This is a genomic window from Massilia sp. TS11 (assembly GCF_022012445.1).
GTDB lineage: Bacteria > Pseudomonadota > Gammaproteobacteria > Burkholderiales > Burkholderiaceae_D > Telluria.
On sequence record NZ_JAKLTS010000005.1, the window covers coordinates 268,646 to 286,278 of the forward strand.

Annotated in this window: 15 protein-coding genes; 6 read left to right on the top strand and 9 right to left on the bottom strand. The window is 63.9% G+C overall.

What is annotated here, in order from left to right; genetic code table 11:
- Window positions 1-206 precede the first annotated feature (206 nt).
- Window positions 207-4,223, top strand: a complete 4,017-nt coding sequence (purL, locus tag LZ005_RS10070) for a phosphoribosylformylglycinamidine synthase (RefSeq protein ID WP_237807405.1) — start codon at window positions 207-209, stop codon at window positions 4,221-4,223.
- A gap of 4 nt (window positions 4,224-4,227) precedes the next feature.
- Here the strand turns inward: purL and LZ005_RS10075 are convergent, their stop codons facing one another.
- Window positions 4,228-4,932 carry a helix-turn-helix transcriptional regulator gene (locus LZ005_RS10075; RefSeq protein ID WP_237807413.1) on the bottom strand — a complete coding sequence of 235 codons (705 nt, stop codon included), beginning with the start codon at window positions 4,930-4,932 and terminating at the stop codon, window positions 4,228-4,230.
- A 71-nt stretch (window positions 4,933-5,003) separates the two neighbouring features.
- On the opposite strand from LZ005_RS10075, the gene LZ005_RS10080 reads away from it, so the two are divergent.
- From LZ005_RS10080 to LZ005_RS10090, 3 genes are all read left to right on the top strand, one after another.
- Entirely contained in the window at window positions 5,004-5,306 is a 303-nt protein-coding gene (locus LZ005_RS10080) for an NIPSNAP family protein (protein WP_237807415.1), read from the top strand.
- Window positions 5,303-5,653, top strand: a complete 351-nt coding sequence (locus LZ005_RS10085) for an antibiotic biosynthesis monooxygenase (protein WP_237807417.1) — start codon at window positions 5,303-5,305, stop codon at window positions 5,651-5,653. Before LZ005_RS10080 ends, LZ005_RS10085 begins: the two co-directional genes overlap by 4 nt.
- A gap of 79 nt (window positions 5,654-5,732) precedes the next feature.
- Entirely contained in the window at window positions 5,733-6,347 is a 615-nt protein-coding gene (locus tag LZ005_RS10090) for a hypothetical protein (protein WP_237807425.1), read from the top strand.
- A 65-nt stretch (window positions 6,348-6,412) separates the two neighbouring features.
- Here LZ005_RS10090 and LZ005_RS10095 read toward each other — a convergent pair whose 3' ends face one another.
- The 6 genes from LZ005_RS10095 to LZ005_RS10120 all read right to left on the bottom strand — a co-directional run bounded on the left by LZ005_RS10095 (window position 6,413) and on the right by LZ005_RS10120 (window position 10,906).
- Window positions 6,413-7,201, bottom strand: coding sequence for a peptidyl-prolyl cis-trans isomerase (locus LZ005_RS10095; RefSeq protein ID WP_237807428.1), 789 nt, complete (start codon window positions 7,199-7,201; stop codon window positions 6,413-6,415).
- Window positions 7,202-7,261: 60 nt separating this feature from the next.
- Window positions 7,262-8,038: a peptidyl-prolyl cis-trans isomerase gene (locus LZ005_RS10100; RefSeq protein WP_237807430.1), complete on the bottom strand. Its 777-nt coding sequence runs from the start codon at window positions 8,036-8,038 to the stop codon at window positions 7,262-7,264.
- Between the two features lie 88 nt (window positions 8,039-8,126).
- Entirely contained in the window at window positions 8,127-8,399 is a 273-nt protein-coding gene (locus LZ005_RS10105) for a BolA family transcriptional regulator (protein ID WP_237807438.1), read from the bottom strand.
- Window positions 8,396-9,022 carry a septation protein A gene (locus tag LZ005_RS10110; protein WP_237807440.1) on the bottom strand — a complete coding sequence of 209 codons (627 nt, stop codon included), beginning with the start codon at window positions 9,020-9,022 and terminating at the stop codon, window positions 8,396-8,398. Before LZ005_RS10110 ends, LZ005_RS10105 begins: the two co-directional genes overlap by 4 nt.
- 3 nt (window positions 9,023-9,025) lie before the next feature.
- Window positions 9,026-9,418 (bottom strand): peptide-methionine (R)-S-oxide reductase MsrB, encoded by a 393-nt coding sequence (gene msrB / locus LZ005_RS10115; RefSeq protein ID WP_237807443.1) that lies wholly within the window; start codon window positions 9,416-9,418, stop codon window positions 9,026-9,028.
- A 9-nt stretch (window positions 9,419-9,427) separates the two neighbouring features.
- The gene (locus LZ005_RS10120) at window positions 9,428-10,906 is read right to left on the bottom strand and encodes a YdiU family protein (RefSeq protein WP_237807445.1); all 1,479 of its coding nucleotides are present in this window, start codon (window positions 10,904-10,906) and stop codon (window positions 9,428-9,430) included.
- A 143-nt stretch (window positions 10,907-11,049) separates the two neighbouring features.
- On the opposite strand from LZ005_RS10120, the gene LZ005_RS10125 reads away from it, so the two are divergent.
- Both LZ005_RS10125 and LZ005_RS10130 read left to right on the top strand, forming a co-directional pair.
- Window positions 11,050-12,702: a 3-(methylthio)propionyl-CoA ligase gene (locus tag LZ005_RS10125; RefSeq protein ID WP_307727791.1), complete on the top strand. Its 1,653-nt coding sequence runs from the start codon at window positions 11,050-11,052 to the stop codon at window positions 12,700-12,702.
- 76 nt (window positions 12,703-12,778) lie between these two features.
- Window positions 12,779-14,866 (top strand): 3-hydroxyacyl-CoA dehydrogenase NAD-binding domain-containing protein, encoded by a 2,088-nt coding sequence (locus LZ005_RS10130; protein ID WP_237807447.1) that lies wholly within the window; start codon window positions 12,779-12,781, stop codon window positions 14,864-14,866.
- 226 nt (window positions 14,867-15,092) lie between these two features.
- Here LZ005_RS10130 and LZ005_RS10135 read toward each other — a convergent pair whose 3' ends face one another.
- Window positions 15,093-16,763, bottom strand: coding sequence for an MFS transporter (locus LZ005_RS10135; RefSeq protein ID WP_237807449.1), 1,671 nt, complete (start codon window positions 16,761-16,763; stop codon window positions 15,093-15,095).
- Window positions 16,764-16,862: 99 nt separating this feature from the next.
- Entirely contained in the window at window positions 16,863-17,552 is a 690-nt protein-coding gene (locus tag LZ005_RS10140) for a DNA alkylation repair protein (protein ID WP_237807451.1), read from the bottom strand.
- Between the last annotated feature and the right edge of the window lie 81 nt (window positions 17,553-17,633).

Sequence of the window (17,633 nt, forward strand, 5' to 3'; positions counted from 1 at the left end):
CCCATTTTTATCGGTAACGGCTCTCGCGACCGTCTCTTGATAAGCGTTCAATAGGGTACGCGAAGCCGGCCCGCAGGACAACCAAAAGGGCGGAATTTGTGACTGAAACCGGTTGCCTTTTCTGCCAAGAAGGGGGCGGGGAGGGTATAATGTCGGCCTCTATCCAGTCCAATCCGCAGCCACGCTGCATCAACCATCCTCCAGCCATGTTGATACTGCCGGGTTCCAATGCCCTGTCTGCTTTCCGTACCAAACGTCTCCTGAGCCAATTGCAAGCGGTCGCCCCGGCGGTCAGCGCTGTGGTGGCGCGCTTCGTCCACTTCGTCGATGTGCCGGGCGGCCTGTCCGCCGAGGACAGCGCGCGTCTCGACGCCATGCTGGTCTATGGCGAACCGTTCGCGCAGCCGGCCCATGATGGCCACAGCGAACAGTTCGTGGTGATTCCGCGCTTCGGCACGATTTCACCCTGGGCCTCGAAGGCGACCGACATCGCCCACAACTGCGGCATGGCCCACATCCACCGCATCGAGCGCGGCGTGCAGTACTTCGTGCAGCTCAAGCAGGGCTGGCTCGGTATCGGTGGCGTCAAGCATCTGGCCGAGGCCGAAGTGCAGGCCGTGGCGGCGCTGCTGCACGACCGCATGACGGAGAGCGTGCTGCGCACGCCGGAGCAGGCCCAGGCCTTGTTCCAGGAGCTGGAAGCCAAGCCGCTCGCCTTCGTGGACGTGGTCGGCCGTGGCCGCGCGGCCCTGGTCGAGGCCAATAGCGAGATGGGCCTGGCCATGTCGGACGACGAGATCGATTATCTGGAAGCGGCCTTCAGCAAGGCCGGCCGCAATCCCTCGGACGTGGAACTGATGATGTTCGCCCAGGCGAACTCGGAGCACTGCCGCCACAAGATCTTCAACGCGGACTGGACCATCGACGGCGTGGCGCAGGACATCTCGCTGTTCAAGATGATCAAGAACACCCACGAGAAGCATCCGGAAGGCACGGTCGTCGCCTATTCGGACAACTCCTCGATCATCGAAGGCGGCAGCGTCACGCGCTTCTATCCGGATGGCGCGACCCAGCAGTACACGCCGAAAACCGAGCTGACCCACATCCTGATGAAGGTCGAGACGCACAACCACCCGACCGCGATTTCGCCCTTCCCGGGCGCCTCCACCGGCGCCGGCGGCGAGATCCGCGACGAGGGTGCGACCGGCCGTGGCGCCAAGCCCAAGGCGGGTCTGACCGGCTTCACCGTCTCGAACCTGATGCTGCCCGAGGCCGTGCGCGCCTGGGAAACCGCGGCCGACGTGACGGCCGCCGGTGAACGCGCACCCGCCGCGGCCTATGGCAAGCCGGAGCGCATTGCCTCGCCGCTGCAGATCATGATCGACGGCCCCATCGGGGGCGCCGCCTTCTCCAACGAATTCGGCCGCCCGGTGCTGGGCGGCTACTTCCGCACCTATGAGCAGAATGTCGGCGCGGCCGGCACGGTCTACGGCTATCACAAGCCGATTATGATCGCCGGCGGCATCGGCAATATCTCGGCCGTGCACACCCACAAGCACGGGATCCCGGTGGGCAGCCTGCTGATTCAGCTCGGCGGCCCCGGCATGCGCATCGGCATGGGCGGCTCGGCCGCGTCCTCGATGGCGACCGGCACCAACACGGCCGATCTGGACTTTGACTCGGTCCAACGCGGCAATCCGGAGATGGAACGCCGGGCCCAGGAAGTCATCAATGCCTGCTGGGCCATGGGCGAGAACAACCCCATTCTGTCGATCCACGACGTCGGCGCCGGCGGTCTGTCCAACGCCTTCCCCGAGATCACCAATGACGCCAAGCGCGGCGCCATTTTCGATCTGCGCAAGGTGCCGCTTGAGGAATCGGGCATGGCCCCGAAAGAGATCTGGTCGAACGAATCGCAGGAGCGCTATGTGCTGGCCATCGCCCAGGAGCGCCTGGCCGAATTCCAGGCTCTGTGCGAGCGCGAGCGCTGCCCGTTCGCGGCCGTCGGCGTCGCCACCGAGGAACGCCAGCTCAAGCTGGTGGACCCGAAAACCGGCGTGGACCCGGTCGATATGCCGATGGAAGTCCTGCTCGGCAAGCCGCCCAAGATGCACCGCGACGTCAGCCATGTGCGCTACGACTTCCCGGCCCTGGACCTGACCGGTATCGCGCTCGAGGAAGCGGCGCAGCGCGTGCTGCAGCTGCCGACCGTGGCCGACAAGTCCTTCCTGATCACCATTGGCGACCGCAGCGTGGGCGCGATGTCGGTGCGTGACCAGATGGTCGGTCCGTGGCAGGTGCCGGTGGCCGATTGCGCCGTCACCGCGATGAGCCTGGAAGGCTATCTGGGCGAGGCCATGGCCATGGGCGAACGCACGCCGCTGGCCGTGATCGACGCGCCGGCCTCGGGCCGCATGGCGGTCGGCGAGGCGATCACGAATATCGCCGCCGCCCCGATCGCCAAGATCGGCGACATCAAGCTGTCCGCCAACTGGATGGCCGCCTGCGGCCAGCCGGGCCAGGACGCCGCGCTGTTCGATACCGTCAAAGCCGTGGGCATGGAACTGTGCCCGGCGCTGGGCGTGTCTATCCCGGTCGGCAAGGATTCGCTGTCGATGCGCACCACCTGGAAGGACGACGGCCAGGACAAGGCCGTGATCTCGCCGGTGTCGCTGATCGTCTCGGCCTTTGCGCCGGTGACCGATGTGCGGCGCGCGCTGACTCCGCAGCTGCGCACCGATCTCGGCGACACGGCCCTGATCCTGATCGACCTCGGCCGCGGCAAGAACCGCATGGGCGCCTCGGCCCTGGCCCAGGTGACCCAGCAGCTCGGCAATGCCGCGCCGGACGTCGACGATCCGGCCGACCTGAAGGCCTTCTTCGAGGCGATCCAGGAACTGAATCCGAAACTGCTGGCCTACCACGACCGTTCCGACGGCGGCCTGTTCGCCACACTGTGCGAAATGGCCTTTGCCGGCCGCGCCGGCGTGACCGTCAACCTCGACATCCTGACGCTGGAAAGCGAACATGCGATGGACCAGGGCGACGCCAAGAACTGGGCCGGCCAGGTGGCCGAGCGCCGCAATGACCTGACCCTGCGCGCGCTGTTCAGTGAGGAACTGGGCGCCGTCATCCAGGTCAAAGCCGAGGAGAAGTCGGCCGTGATGGAAGTGCTGCGCAAGTACAATCTGGGCGCCTGCTCGCACATCATCGGCAAGCTCAACGACCGCGGCGTGGTGGAATTCACGCGCGACGCCAAAGTCATCTACAGCCAGCCGCGCAGCGCGCTGCATCGCCTGTGGAGCGAGACCAGCTGGCGCATCGCCCGCCTGCGCGACAACCCGGCCTGCGCCGATGCCGAATACGATCGTCTGCTCGACGAACAGGACCCGGGCATGACGCCGAAGATCAGCTTCGATCCGGCCGAGAACGTGGCCGCGCCCTTCATCGCCAGCGGCGCGCGTCCGCGCGTGGCCATCCTGCGCGAGCAGGGCGTCAACTCGCACGTGGAAACCGCCTGGGTCATGCACCAGGCCGGCTTTGACGCGATCGACGTCCACATGAGCGACCTGATCGCCGGCCGCGCCCGCCTTGACGCCTTCCAAGGGCTGATCGCCGTTGGCGGCTTCTCCTACGGCGACGTGCTCGGCGCGGGTGAGGGCTGGGCCAAGACGATCCTGTTCAACAGCAAGCTGTCGGAGCAGTTCGCCGCCTTCTTCGCGCGTGGCGACAGCTTCGGCCTGGGCATCTGCAATGGCTGCCAGATGATGAGCAATCTGAAGTCCATCATCCCGGGCGCCGCCGCCTGGCCCAAGTTCACGCGCAACAAGTCGGAGCAATTCGAAGCGCGCTTTGCCATGGTGGAAGTGCTGGACTCGCCGTCGATCTTCTTCAGCGGCATGGCCGGGACCCAGACCCCGATCGCCGTCGCGCACGGCGAAGGCTTTGCCGACTTCTCGCAGACGGGCGACATCGGCCAGGCGCTGGCGGCACTGCGTTATGTCGACAACCGTGGCCAGGCCACCGAAGCCTATCCGTTCAACCCGAACGGCTCGCCGGCCGGTCTGACGGCGGTCACCACGGCCGATGGCCGCTTCACCGTGATGATGCCGCACGCCGAGCGCGTGTTCCGCACGGTGCAGCACTCGTGGGCGCCCGATGGCTGGGGTGAGGACGGCCCGTGGATGCGGATGTTCCGCAACGCGCGCAAGTGGGTCGGCTAAACGCCTAGACGGCCAGGGCAGGGCGGGCCGCGAGGTCCGTCAGCTCGGCCAGCCAGCGCTGGCCCGGCGGCGTGATGTGCAGCACGCGCGAGTGCTTGTCACGCCGCACCCAGTCGCGTTCCAGCAGCGTGCGCAGCAGCGCCGCGCCGAGCGCGCCGGCCAAATGGCTGCGCCGCTCGCTCCAATCCAGACAGCTGCGGCACAGTACGCGCGGCTGCGCCTCGAGCGCGGCCACATCGATCCCCCAGGACTGCATCAGGGCCCGGCCCGGCGTCGACAGCCGCATGCCGTCCGCCCCCAGGACGAAGGCGCCGCGTGCCAGCAGGGCCTCGTACACAGCCACCCCGGTTTCGCCGGCCAGATGGTCGTAGCAGACGCGCGCCTTGCGCAGCGCCGGCTCGCGCGGGCTCGAGCGCAGGCGCACGGCACCGGTGCGATAGGCCACCTGCATCAGCGATTCCAGCAATTGGGCCACATCGTGGCTGGCCAGCCGGTAGTAGCGGTGGCGGCCCTGAACTTCCACCGCCAGCAGCTGGGCCTCGAGTAGTTTGGCCAGGTGCCCGCTCATCGTCTGGCGGCTGACATGGGCGTGTGTCGCCAGCTCGGTTGCCGTCAGCGCCATGCCGGACATCAGGGCGGTCAGCGCCTCGGCGCGCGCATGGTCGCCGATCAGTGCGGCGATGCCAGTAATCTGTGGGCCATCTTTCATGCTTCGATCTTAGCCGAAGCATCGCGCGGCTCCAAGGCTGGACAATGGGCTTTTTTCACCAGGAGCCCTGCATGATCACCGTGTTTATCCGCTATGAAATCGATCCGTTCCAGCGCGCCGCCTTCCAGGAGTATGCTGAGAACTGGGGCCGCATCATTCCGCGCTGCGGCGGCCAGTTGCTCGGCTACTTTCTGCCGCACGAGGGCAGCAACTACGAAGCCTGGGGTCTGATCGGCTTCGCCAGTCTGGCCGAATACGAGGCCTACCGGGCCCGCCTCAAGGCCGACCCCGAAGGCCGCGCCAATTTTGCCTTCGCGCAGGAGCGGCGTTTCATTCTGCGCGAGGAGCGCCGCTTTACGGAGAAAGTCGCATGATCGCCGTTATTTTCGAAGTCACGCCCGCCCCCGGCAAACAGGGCGACTATCTGGACTGGGCCGCCGAGCTGGCGCCGCTGCTGCAGGGCCGCGATGGTTTCATCTCGGTCGAGCGCTTCCAGATCCTGAGCGACCCGAGCCGCCTGCTGTCGCTGCAGTTCTGGCGCGACGAGGAAGCCCTGACACGCTGGCGCAATGAGGAGGCGCACCGCAGCGCCCAGGCCGGTGGTCGGGCCGGCATCTTCGCCAATTACCGGCTGCGCGTGGCCCATGTGTTGCGCGACTATGGGATGCACGAACGGGCCGAGGCGCCGGCGGACTCGCGGCGCGCACACGATCTTGGCTAGATAGCAAGATTAATTGCACGAAGGTACAAGTTACTTTCGGCTGCGGCACGCGCACAATAGGCATGAAGGAGTCCACATCATGCACGTCGCCCGTTTGAATTCGCCGCTGCTACGCCAGCCCAGCCTGTGGGAGCGCCTGGTCGATTATGTCGCCGGCGCGCCCGTCAAACCGGCTTCGGCCGATTTTGGCGATCAGGCCCCGTACGAAACACCGACCCATGCGGCCGACTATGTGCTCGAGCGCGATTACGGCGAGAACACCCTGGTCGGCGTGCTGGCCGGCCTGGCGCCGGGTCAGCCGGGCGCGCTGCTCACCATGCTGGCGCGCACCGTGCTCGACGACGCCATTCTGCTGGCAGGCGCCGACGATCCGGCCGGGATTCTGCGCTGCGCAGACGGCGATCTGAAAACCCTGCTGGCCGCCGGTGGCTGTCAGAATCTGGTGGGCGGGCAATTGGCCGCCGCCTTCGTGTATGTGGACCGGGCGCGCGGCGTGCTGCGCTTTGCCGGCGCCGGCATGAGCCTGCGCACGGCCCTGGCCAGCGAGCAGCAGCAGGCCGAGGGCAAGGCCGTGCCCTTGAACAGTCCCGACACCGTGGTCTACACCAATACCGAGCTGCCGTTCGCCCCCGCCATGCGTTTCGATTTCTGCCAGGGCGGGGCGATGTTCCATACGATGTCGCTCTACCGCTGAAGCTCAGGTCGCAGGCAATAAAAAAGGCAGACCGCGGTCTGCCTTTTTTGTATGCCCGGAGGCGCTTACTTGACTTTGGCCTTGGCCATCAGGTCCTGACGGAACTTGGCGACTTTGGCTTGCACCAGCTGTTCGCCAATCTGTTGCTTGACCTGGTCCAGCGGCGGGAACTGGGCGTCACGCACGTCGTCCAGCTTGATCACGTGGAAGCCGAATTCCGATTTGACCGGGGTTTCGGTGATCTGGCCTTTTTTCAGGCCGACCATGGCGTCCGAGAAGGCTTTCACGTAGCGGGCCGGCGAGGACCAGCCCAGATCACCGCCAGCTTCCTTCGAACCGTCCAGCGACTTGGCCTTGGCCAGGTCTTCAAACTTGGCGCCGCCTTTGAGCTGCTTGATGATGTCGGTGGCTTCGGCTTCGGTCTTCACCAGGATGTGGCGGGCCGAGTATTCCTTGTCGCCCATGGCGGCCTTGTACTTGTCGTACTCGGCTTTGATTTCTTCGTCCTTGACCGGGTTCTTCTGCACGTAAGCCTGGAGCATGGCATTGATGATGATGCTCTGACGGGCGTTATCGATGGCGGCCTTGACGTCTTCCTTGGTGCCGAAGCCTTGCTTGTCGGCTTCCTGCAGCAGCACTTCGCGGGCGATCAGTTCCTGCTTGACGGCGTCGCGGGTCTGGGCGTTGTCCGGGGCACGGCCCGAGGCGACAACTTGCTTGACGGCGGCGTCCAGCTTGGCTTGGGGAATGGCCTTGCCGTTCACGGTGACGGCAGCGGCTTGTGCCTGGGCGAAGGCGGGGGCTGCGGCGATGGCCAGCATGGCAAACAACAGACGGGCAGGCTTGAACTTCATTGTCAAATTCCTAAAAATTGAAAAGAAGACGGCGCCCAGAGGCGCCGCCGGCATACGAGATTACTTGATTTTTGCTTTCTTGAGAAGCTCGTCCTGGTAAGCCTGCAGCTTCTTGTTCTGCAGGGCTTCGGCCACTTGCGGCTTAACTTCTTCCAGGGTCGGCAGCTTGGCGGCGCGGATGTCGTCCACCTTGATCACGTGCCAGCCGTTCGGGGTCTGGACCGGGGTCTCGGTGACCTGGCCCTTGTCCAGCTTGACGAAGGCGTTCGAGAACACGGGCGGGAAGGCCGACGGGGTAGCCCAGTCGAGGTCGCCACCGTTGGCAGCGGTGCCGGTGTCTTTCGAGGTCTTGGCCAGGTCTTCGAACTTGGCGCCGCCTTTCAGCTTGGCGATCACGTCCTTGGCAGCGGCTTCGCTGTCGACCAGGATGTGGCGCACGTGGTATTCCTTGTCGCCGGCCTGCTTTTTGAAGGCATCGTATTCAGCCTGGATCTCGGCGTCGCTGACCTTGTTCTTGGCCAGGTAGGCGCTGATCATGGCGTTGATGGTGATGGCCTGGCGCGCATTTTCGATCTGCAGCTTGACGTTGGCGTCCTTGTCGAAGCCTTGCTTTTCGGCTTCCTGCATCAGCACTTCGCGCTGGATCAGCTGGCTCTTGATATTGTCGCGCAGCTGGGGCGAATCCTGTTGGCCTTGCGCCACGGCTTGCTTCACGATCGCTTCCACGCGGGCCGAGGGAATCGGCTTGTTGTTCACCACAGCGATGTTCTGTGCCATGGCAGGAGCGGCGGCAACAGCGAGGAGCGTCAACAGCAGGCGGGCTGGCTTCAAGTTCATTGTGTTTTTCCTAACGGGATTGTAAGTACAGACAAAGATCCACAGTGTGGATCATTCACCTTAAAACTAGCTGAAATGTTACAAGCGCTTACAGCTCGGACGGGGTCAGTGCGGTAATGGCGAGGGCGTGTATTTCAGAGTTCAACATTTGTCGGACCGCATCATACACCAGTCGATGGCGCATGACGAGATTCAGGCCCGTAAAGCGCGCCGAGACGATTTTTACACGGTAGTGGCCGCCGCCCGAGGCGGCGCCCGGATGGCCCGCGTGCAGGGCCGAGTCGTCGCCGACTTCGAGCTGCTCGGGCGCCAGCGCCGCCGTCAGCAGGGCGCGGATTTTGTCAGGACGCACATCGCTCATGCTTCCTCCTGCATGTATTTAGACAGGAAGAAGGTCTGGCCGATGATGAAGGCGAGGAACAGGCCAGTAAAGCCGAACAGCTTGAAACTGACCCAGGCGCTGGTGTCATTCGCAAACAGCACGAAGGCGACAAACAGATTGAGTGCACCCAGGCCGGCCAGGAACACAATCCAGGCATAGCCGAGGCGGGCCCACATCTGCTCGGGCAGTTTGATCTGTTCTTCCATCGCCTTGCGCATCAGGTTCTTTTTGAATATCACCTGCGAGACCAGCAGCAGCACGGCCATGGCCACGTACAGAATCGTGGGCTTGAGCTTGATGAAGTTCTCATCGTGGAAATACACGGTCAGGCCGCCGAAGACCACGATGATGGCCAGCGAAAACCACAGCATGCCATCGACCTTGCGCTTGCGCGCCAACAGGTATCCGACCTGGCAGAAGGTGGCGACGATGGCGATGACCGTCGCCAGAATCACCGGCGCCTGGGCCGGCTGCAGGCCGGCAGCCATGAAGTCCCCGAGATAGCGGCTGACGACGGCGTGGGCAGCGTCGGTGTGACCCTCCGCCCATTTGAAGCTGCCGAAGAAGAGGATGACCGGGAACAGGTCGAACAGGAATTTCATCACTTACTTGGGATCGAAGCGTAAAGAGGCAGAATTGATGCAATAGCGCAGCCCCGTGGGCGGCGGACCATCGGGAAATACGTGGCCGAGGTGGGCGTCGCACACGGCGCAGATCACCTCGGTGCGCAGCATACCATGACTGCGGTCGAGCTTCTCGATGATGCGGTCGGCTGCAAGCGGTTTGAAGTAGCTGGGCCAGCCGCAGCCGGAGTCGAACTTGGCGTCCGACTCAAACAGGGGCGTATTGCAGCAGACGCAGGTGTAAATGCCGGCCGCGTGGTGGTCCCAGTATTGGCCGGTGAAGGCGCGTTCGGTCGCGGCCTGGCGCGTCACCTGGTAGGACAGGGGGTCGAGGGCGGCGCGCCATTCGGCGTCGGTCTTTTTCACTTTTTCCATGTTGGCTCCTCAGGATGAACAACTGACTTCGAGCCCGCTGGCCCAGTCCGGCGGCAGCGCGGCATAGGCCGCGTGCTCTTCCTGTTCGTCGTACGGCTTGGCGAGAACTGACAGCAAGCGCTGGACCTCGCTGAAATCTTTATTCTGCGCCTTTTCGATGGCGACCTGCGCCAGATAATTGCGCAGCACGTATTTGGGGTTCACGGCGCGCATGGCGGCCTGGCGCGGGGCGTCGGCGCTGTCTTCCTGGCGCAGGCGGGCGCGGTACTGGACCAGCCAGGCATCGCAGGCGGCGCGGTCGATGAACAGGTCGCGCACCGGACCGTCCTGGGCGGGATCGTCGCGCCGGATCGCGGCCAGACGGCGGAAGAACAGCGTGTAGTCGACCCGGGTGGCCTGCAGCATCGCGTACATCGCGTTGAAGAAGTCTTCGTCCTGATCGAGCGTGGCCTTGAGGCCGAGCTTGGCATGCAGCAGTTCGTCCATGGCCGTGCTGTAGGCCGGACCATAGGCCTCCAGCGCCGCATGGGTGGCGTCCACGCTGCCGATCAGGGGCACCAGGGCCTGGCCAAGGGCAAAGCAATTCCATTCGCCGATGCGCGGCTGGTTGGCGTAGCTGTAGCGCCCGCTGTTGTCGCTGTGGTTGCAGATGTGGTGGGCGTCGAAGGCTTCCATGTAGCCAAACGGACCGTAGTCGAGGGTCTGGCCGAGAATCGACATATTGTCCGTGTTCATCACGCCATGCATGAAACCGACGGCCTGCCATTGCGCGATCAGCTTGCCGGTGCGGCGCGTGACCTCGGCCAGCAGCGCCTGATAAGGGTTGTCGGCCTCGGCCAGCTCGGGATAAAAGTGCGCGATGACGTGGTCGGCCAGCTGGCGCAGCGCCGCATTGTGTTTGCCGTAGTACCAGTGTTCAAACGAGCCAAAGCGCACGAAGCTCGGCGCCATGCGGATGACGACGGCGGCCGTCTCGATACTTTCGCGCACGACACCGAGATCGGAGCCGACGACGGACAGCGCACGCGTGGTCGGAATGCCGAGCGCATGCATGGCCTCGGAGCACAGAAACTCGCGGATCGACGAGCGCAGCACGGCGCGCCCGTCGCCCATGCGCGAGTAGGGCGTCAGACCGGCGCCTTTCCACTGCAACTCCATCGGCCCCTCGGGCGTCTCGACATCGCCGAGCAGAATCGCGCGCCCGTCGCCGAGCTGACCGGCCCAGACGCCGAACTGGTGGCCCGAATACACGGCCGCCAGCGGGGCCGCTGCGGCCGGGGCGCGCTGGCCGGCCAGCACGGCCAGACTCTCGGGCGCGGTCAGCTGGGCCGGGTCCAGACCGAGCAGCTGCGCGGCCGAGGGACTGACGCCGACCAGATACGGGTCGGGCAGGCCGCTGCCGTTCAGGCGCGTGTAGAAGTGCTCCGGCAAGCTGGCGAAGCGATTATTGAAGCGCAGCGCGTCGGGCGTGTGGGTGGGTGTGAGCATCGGCGGATTCTACCCCAGGCGCTGGCGGCCTGCAGGCGGCCACACGGGCGCTTGTGCGGCGCAGCACGAAAAGTCATTGACGGCCCGGCGACTGCAGGTCGACACTCGAAAATGCCAGTTAATCACCGAAAAGAGGAGTCTGAATGTCGCCGTTGCACAAGAGCCCGTTGATGGGCGAGATGATGCATGTTCCCCTGTTAATTTCGACAATTATCGACTTTGCCGCGCGTCATTACGGCAGTGCGGAAATTGTCACCCGGCGCGTGGAAGGCGACATCCACCGCTACACCTACCGCGATTGCGCCCGCCGCGCGCGCCAGCTGGCCAATGCGCTGAGCGGCCTCGGCGTGCAAATGGGCGAGCGCGTCGGCACCCTGGCCTGGAATACCTACCGCCACCTGGAAGCCTACTATGGCGTGTCGGGTTCGGGCGCCGTGCTGCACACGATCAATCCGCGCCTGCATCCGGAGCAGATCGCCTACATCATGGGCCATGCCGAGGACAAGGTGCTGATGTTCGACCTGACGTTCCTGCCGATCGTCCAGGGCATTGCCGCGCATTGCCCGACCGTCAAGCACTGGGTGCTGATGGCCGAGCGCAGCCATATGCCGACGGACGACAACATCCCTGGCCTGCTGTGCTACGAGGACCTGATCCACAGCCACTCGGACGACTACAGCTGGCCGCAATTCGACGAGAACGCGGCCGCGACTCTGTGCTACACCTCGGGCACGACGGGCAACCCGAAAGGTGCCCTGTACTCGCACCGCTCGACCGTGCTGCACGCCTACGCCTCGGCCATGCCGAACGCGCTGAACGTGACCTCGGGCGATGCGATTCTGCCGGTGGTGCCGATGTTCCATGTGAACGCCTGGGGCCTGCCGTACTCGGTGCTGCTGAGCGGCGCGAAGATGGTCTTCCCCGGTGCCGCGCTCGATGGCAAGTCGCTCTACGAATTGTTCGAGGCCGAGGGCGTGACTTTCTCGGCCGGCGTGCCGACCGTCTGGCTCGGCCTGGTCAACTACTGCCTGCAGAATAATCTGCAGTTTTCGACCTTCCGCCGCACAGTGGTCGGTGGCTCGGCCTGTCCGCCCTCGCTGCTCAATACGATGATGGACAAACTGAACGTCGAGGTGATCCACGCCTGGGGCATGACCGAAATGTCGCCCCTGGGCACGGTCAGCACCGTGCTCGGCAAGCACCGCAGCATGCCCGAGGCCGAACAGCGCAAGATTCGCCTCAAACAGGGCCACGCGATTTACGGCGTCGACATGAAGATCGTCGACGACGCCGGCAAAGAGCTGCCCTGGGATGGCGAATCTTTCGGCCACCTGTATGTGCGCGGTCCCTGGATCGTGAGCGGCTATTTCAAAGGCGAGGGTGGCGATCCGCTCGTGAACGGCTGGTTCCCGACCGGCGACGTGGCCACCATCGACCCCGACGGCTTCATGCAGATTACCGACCGCAGCAAGGACGTGATCAAGTCGGGTGGCGAGTGGATCGGCTCGATCGACATCGAAAACCTGGCGATGACACATCCGGCCGTGCTGCAGGCGGCCTGCATCGGCGTGCCGCATCCGAAATGGGACGAACGGCCGCTGCTGCTGGTCGTCAAACGCCCGGGTCTGGAGCTGACGCGCGAGGATGTGCTTCACCATTTGGAGGGCAAGATCGCCAAGTGGTGGATGCCGGACGAAGTGCTGTTCCTCGATGGTCTGCCGCTGGGCGCCACTGGCAAAGTCCTGAAGAACAAGCTGCGCGAGCAGTTCCGCGAATACAAATTGCCGACGGCATGAAGTAAAAAATAGTACGACCGTTCCTTTATGCGGTATAGTGCGGATCTTCTGGTCCAACCGCATAGAGGAAGACTTCATGAGCGCCGATTACGAGGTTCGCGGCAATATTGCCGTCATCACCCTGAACAACCCGCCCGTCAATGGCCTGGGCCTGGCAACGCGCACAGCCGCGGTGGAGGGCATCCGCCGCGCCGAAGCCGATGAACAGGTCAAGGCGATTGTCATCACTGGCGCCGGCAAGGCCTTCTCGGGCGGCGCCGACATCAAGGAGTTCAATTCGCCCAAGGCCCTGACCGAGCCGACCCTGCACACCCTGATCCGCGTGGCGGAAGGGGCGAGCAAGCCGGTGGTGGCCGCGATTCACAGTGTGTGCATGGGCGGCGGGCTGGAACTGGCCCTTGGCTGCCACTATCGCGTGGCCATGCCAGGCGCCCAGATCGCGCTGCCCGAAGTGAAGCTGGGTCTGCTGCCGGGCGCCGGCGGCACCCAGCGTCTGCCGCGCGTGGTCGGCCTGGAGATGGCGCTCAATTTCATCCTGTCCGGCAATCCTATCCTGTCGGAGAAATTTGCCGGCACCGCCCTGTTCGACGAAATCTACGCGCCCGGCGACGACCTCGTGGCCAAGGCGCTGGCCTTTGCCGAAAAAGTGGCCGATCTGCGGCCGCTGCCCAAGGTGCGCGAGCGCGCCATCGACTACCCGAATTACGAGGCCTTCCTCCAGTTCTCGCGCAACACGGTCAAGGCGATGGCCGGTCCGTTCCCGGCGCCGCTGCAGATTGTCGATTGCGTCGAGGCCGCGGTCACGATGAAGTTTGAAGACGGCCTCAAGTTCGAGCGTGATCGCTTCATCGGCCTGATCCAGACCACCGAATCGAAGTCCCTGCGCCACGCCTTCTTCAGCGAGCGCCAGACCGGCAAGGTGCCCGGCATCGCCGAGGACACACCGCTGCGCCCGATCGCCAAGGCGGCCGTGATTGGCGCGGGCACGATGGGCGGCGGCATTGCGATGAACTTCGCCAACGCCGGCATTCCCGTCACCCTGCTCGAAACCAAGCAGGAAGCGCTGGACAAGGGCATCGCCACGATCCGCAAGAATTACGAGAATTCGCTCAAGAAGGGCAAGCTCACCCAGGATAAGTTCGACAAGCGCATGGGCGCGATCAGCGGTACGCTCGACTACGCCGCCATCGCGGACGCCGACATCGTCATCGAAGCCGTGTTCGAAGACATGGGCGTGAAGGAAGCTGTGTTCAAGCAGCTGGACGCCTGCATGAAGCCGGGCGCGATTCTGGCCTCGAACACCTCGACCCTGGACCTGAACAAGATCGCCGCCTTCACCCAACGCCCGCAGGATGTGATCGGTACCCACTTCTTCAGCCCGGCCAATGTGATGAAGCTGCTCGAAATCGTGCGCGGTGAGAAGACCGGCGCCGACGTGCTGGCCACGACCCTGAAGCTGGCGAAGACGCTCAAGAAGACCGGTGTGGTCTCGGGCGTGTGCGACGGTTTCATCGGCAACCGCATGATCGAGCAGTACAGCCGCCAGGCCGGCTTCCTGCTGGAAGAGGGCTGCCTGCCGGAGCAAGTGGACAAGGCCATCGAAAAGTTCGGCTTCGCGATGGGCCCGTTCCGCATGGGCGACCTGGCCGGCAACGACATCGGCTGGTACATCCGCAAGCGCCGCTATGTGGAAGCGCCGCACATCACCTATTCGAAGACGGCCGACCTGCTGTGCGAAATGGGCCGCTTCGGCCAGAAGACCGGCGCCGGCTGGTACGACTACAAAGCGGGCGACCGCAAGGCCTATCCCTCGGCCGTGGTCAACGAGATGATTGTCAAGCACTCGGCCGATATCGGCGTCGAGCGCCGCAAGATCACGGATGAAGAGATCGTCGAGCGCCTCGTCTACTCGCTGGTGAATGAGGCCGCGCTGATCCTCGAAGAAGGCATTGCGCTGCGCGCGTCCGATATCGACATGGTCTACCTGACTGGCTACGGTTTCCCGCTATTCCGCGGCGGCCCGATGTTCTACGCCGACACCGTCGGTCTGCCGAACGTGCTGCGCGCCATGGAAAAATACGCGCGTGGCCGTCACGGCGACGCCTGGCAGCCCGCACCGCTGCTGGTGAAGCTGGCCGGCGAAGGCAAAGGCTTCAACGGCTAAGCCAGCCTCTACCACGCCCAAAGGCGGCCAGCGGGCCGCCTTTTTTCTCGCCCACACAAGATCCTTGCTCCCCAAACAAATCGGGGCCAGACCCCATTTATCTGTCAGGAAAAATGGGGTCTGACCCCGATTTATCTTGGGAGCAGGTTTTTGTTGGGGCGGAAAAGATGAAACCCCGCCTGATTGCTCAGGACGGGGTTTCGAGGGTGCGACTTACCGGAAAGCTTTAGTCACGCGAGTAGATGTCGTTGTCCTTGGTTTCTTTCACGAACAGCATGCCGATGACGAAGGTGATCGAGGCGATCACAATCGGATACCAGAGGCCGTAGTAAATGTCGCCTTTGTAGGCCACCAGGGCGAAGGAGATCGTCGGCAGCAGGCCGCCGAACCAGCCGTTACCAATGTGGTAGGGCAGGGACATCGAGGTGTAGCGGATGCGAGTCGGGAACATTTCGACCAGCATGGCGGCGATCGGGCCGTAGACCATCGTCACATACAGCACCAGCACGAACAGCAGGGCCACAACCATGGTGGTGTTCACCTGGGCCGGGTCAGCCTTGGCCGGATAGCCGGCTTCCTTGATGGCGCCGCCGATCGCTTTCTTCAGCTCGGCTTCCTTCTTCTTCGAGTCGGCGTCGAAGTTCAGGCCGTCCGGGGTCATCACGGCGTCAAACGAGGTGATTTCCTTGGCGCCGATCTTGACCACGGCGATCGAACCCGGTGCGGCCGGCTGGATCGTGTAGTTCACGGTCGCAGCAGTCAGCATGCCAGTGGCGATGTCGCAGGATTTCGGGAACTTCTTGGTGCCGGTCGGGTTGAACTGGAAGTGGCAGGCTTCCGGATCAGCCACCACCACCACCGGCGAATTGGCCAGTGCCGATTCCAGGGCCGGGTTGGCGTAGTGGGTCAGCGATTTGAAGATCGGGAAGTAGGTCAGCGCGGCCAGCAGGCAGCCTGCCATGATGATCTTCTTGCGGCCGATCTTGTCCGACAGCGAGCCGAAGACCAGGAAGAATGGGGTGGCCAGGGCCAGCGAGGCCGCCACCATCAGGTTGGCCGATTCGCCGTCCACTTTCAGGGTCTGGGTCAGGTAGAACAGGGCGTAGAACTGGCCCGTGTACCACACGACAGCCTGGCCCATGGTCAGACCGATCAGCGACAGGATGACGATCTTGGCGTTCTTCCAGACGAAGAAGGATTCCGAAATCGGTGCCTTGGAGGTCTTGCCTTCAGCCTTCATGCGGGCGAAAGCCGGGGATTCGTGCATCGACATACGGATCCACACCGAGATACCGAGCAGCAGAGCCGAGACCAGGAAGGGTACGCGCCAGCCCCAGTCGTCGAAGTCGGCCGGGGTCATCGATTTGCGGGTGGCGAGGATCACCAGCAGCGACAGGAACAGGCCCATCGTGGCGGTGGTCTGGATCCAGGCGGTGAAGGCGCCACGCTTGCCTTCCGGCGCGTGTTCGGCCACATAGGTGGCGGCGCCGCCGTACTCACCACCGAGTGCCAGGCCTTGCAGCAGGCGCAGGGACACGAGGATGATCGGTGCGGCAATGCCCCAGTCGGCGTAGCCAGGCAGCAGGCCGACGAGGAAGGTCGAGCCACCCATGATCAGGATGGTGACGAGGAAGGTGTACTTGCGGCCGATCATGTCGCCGAGGCGGCCGAACACCAGCGCGCCCAGCGGACGCACGATGAAGCCTGCTGCAAATGCCAGCAGGGCGAAAATGAACGAGGTGGTGGGGTCGCCGATAAAGAACTTCTTGGCGATGACGGCTGCGAGCGAGCCGTACAGATAAAAGTCGTACCATTCAAAGACCGTGCCCAGCGAGGAGGCGAAAATCACCTTCTTCTCTTCACCGGTCAGGCCAACCGACTTGGACGTAGTTGCCATGTCTTGTCTCCGTTGTATTAGATGTTATGTGAATAGCCGATGCGCTATCAGCTGTGACGGAGTGTGGAAGGTAAAACTTACGGATGCCTTTCTTGAAACTTACGCCAAACTTACATATTTGCCCAGATGCTTGCTCGCTTCGCGCACCGTCAGCGGGGCGAACTGGACCCCGGGATTTTGCAGAAAGCCTGCAACGGCGGGCGGATTGTGGTGGGCGTAGTCGCGCAGCGCCCAGCCGATGGCCTTGCGAATGAAGAAATCGGTCTCGCCTGCCAGCTGACGGCTGTAAGAAGATAATCGGTCCGTGTCAGTGTCCGCGCGCCAGCCAAGCTGGTGGATCATGGCCGTGCGCCGCACCCACAGGTTGGCATGGCCGATGGCGGCGTCCATCAGCACTTGCCCGCTGCGCTCGGCATGGAGGATGTCATTCACCACCCCGGCCAGGCCGTCGACGCTGTCCCACCATGCGCGCTGCTGACTCAGTTCGAGCACGGCCGGAATGCTGGCGACACCGAGGCGCTTCCAGTGGCGCGCCAGCAGGTCGATGGCCGCATACTGGCATTCGCGCTCGGGCCGCTCCCACAGGCGGCGGGCCAGTGCCAGCAGGGCGGCGGCGTCGAGGGCGCGCACATCGGCACGCTTGAGAATCGGGGCCAGCGCAGCGCGCCGGGCCGGCGTCGGGATGCCGAAAAACGGGAATTTCCCCTTCATGTAGGCGCGCATCGGGGCGGCGCGTTCGGGGTCGGCCAGGGGCTGCAGGGCAGCGAGTATGTCGTGGGCAATCGGCATCGCGCCATCATGCCAGAGCAGGCCGAAAGATTTGCGAACGACCGTTCTAAAATGTGCTATTCTCGCGCCGTTACGCATCCC

Coding starts and splice junctions, on each gene's coding strand:
- LZ005_RS10100 (WP_237807430.1), bottom strand. CDS start 8,038: ATGAACTTGAAGCCAGCCCGCCTGCTGTTGACGCTCCTCGCTGTTGCC.
- LZ005_RS10125 (WP_307727791.1), top strand. CDS start 11,050: ATGTCGCCGTTGCACAAGAGCCCGTTGATGGGCGAGATGATGCATGTT.
- LZ005_RS10085 (WP_237807417.1), top strand. CDS start 5,303: ATGATCGCCGTTATTTTCGAAGTCACGCCCGCCCCCGGCAAACAGGGC.
- LZ005_RS10075 (WP_237807413.1), bottom strand. CDS start 4,932: ATGAAAGATGGCCCACAGATTACTGGCATCGCCGCACTGATCGGCGAC.
- LZ005_RS10130 (WP_237807447.1), top strand. CDS start 12,779: ATGAGCGCCGATTACGAGGTTCGCGGCAATATTGCCGTCATCACCCTG.
- purL (WP_237807405.1), top strand. CDS start 207: ATGTTGATACTGCCGGGTTCCAATGCCCTGTCTGCTTTCCGTACCAAA.
- LZ005_RS10090 (WP_237807425.1), top strand. CDS start 5,733: ATGCACGTCGCCCGTTTGAATTCGCCGCTGCTACGCCAGCCCAGCCTG.
- LZ005_RS10105 (WP_237807438.1), bottom strand. CDS start 8,399: ATGAGCGATGTGCGTCCTGACAAAATCCGCGCCCTGCTGACGGCGGCG.
- LZ005_RS10095 (WP_237807428.1), bottom strand. CDS start 7,201: ATGAAGTTCAAGCCTGCCCGTCTGTTGTTTGCCATGCTGGCCATCGCC.
- LZ005_RS10110 (WP_237807440.1), bottom strand. CDS start 9,022: ATGAAATTCCTGTTCGACCTGTTCCCGGTCATCCTCTTCTTCGGCAGC.
- msrB (WP_237807443.1), bottom strand. CDS start 9,418: ATGGAAAAAGTGAAAAAGACCGACGCCGAATGGCGCGCCGCCCTCGAC.
- LZ005_RS10120 (WP_237807445.1), bottom strand. CDS start 10,906: ATGCTCACACCCACCCACACGCCCGACGCGCTGCGCTTCAATAATCGC.
- LZ005_RS10080 (WP_237807415.1), top strand. CDS start 5,004: ATGATCACCGTGTTTATCCGCTATGAAATCGATCCGTTCCAGCGCGCC.
- LZ005_RS10135 (WP_237807449.1), bottom strand. CDS start 16,763: ATGGCAACTACGTCCAAGTCGGTTGGCCTGACCGGTGAAGAGAAGAAG.
- LZ005_RS10140 (WP_237807451.1), bottom strand. CDS start 17,552: ATGCCGATTGCCCACGACATACTCGCTGCCCTGCAGCCCCTGGCCGAC.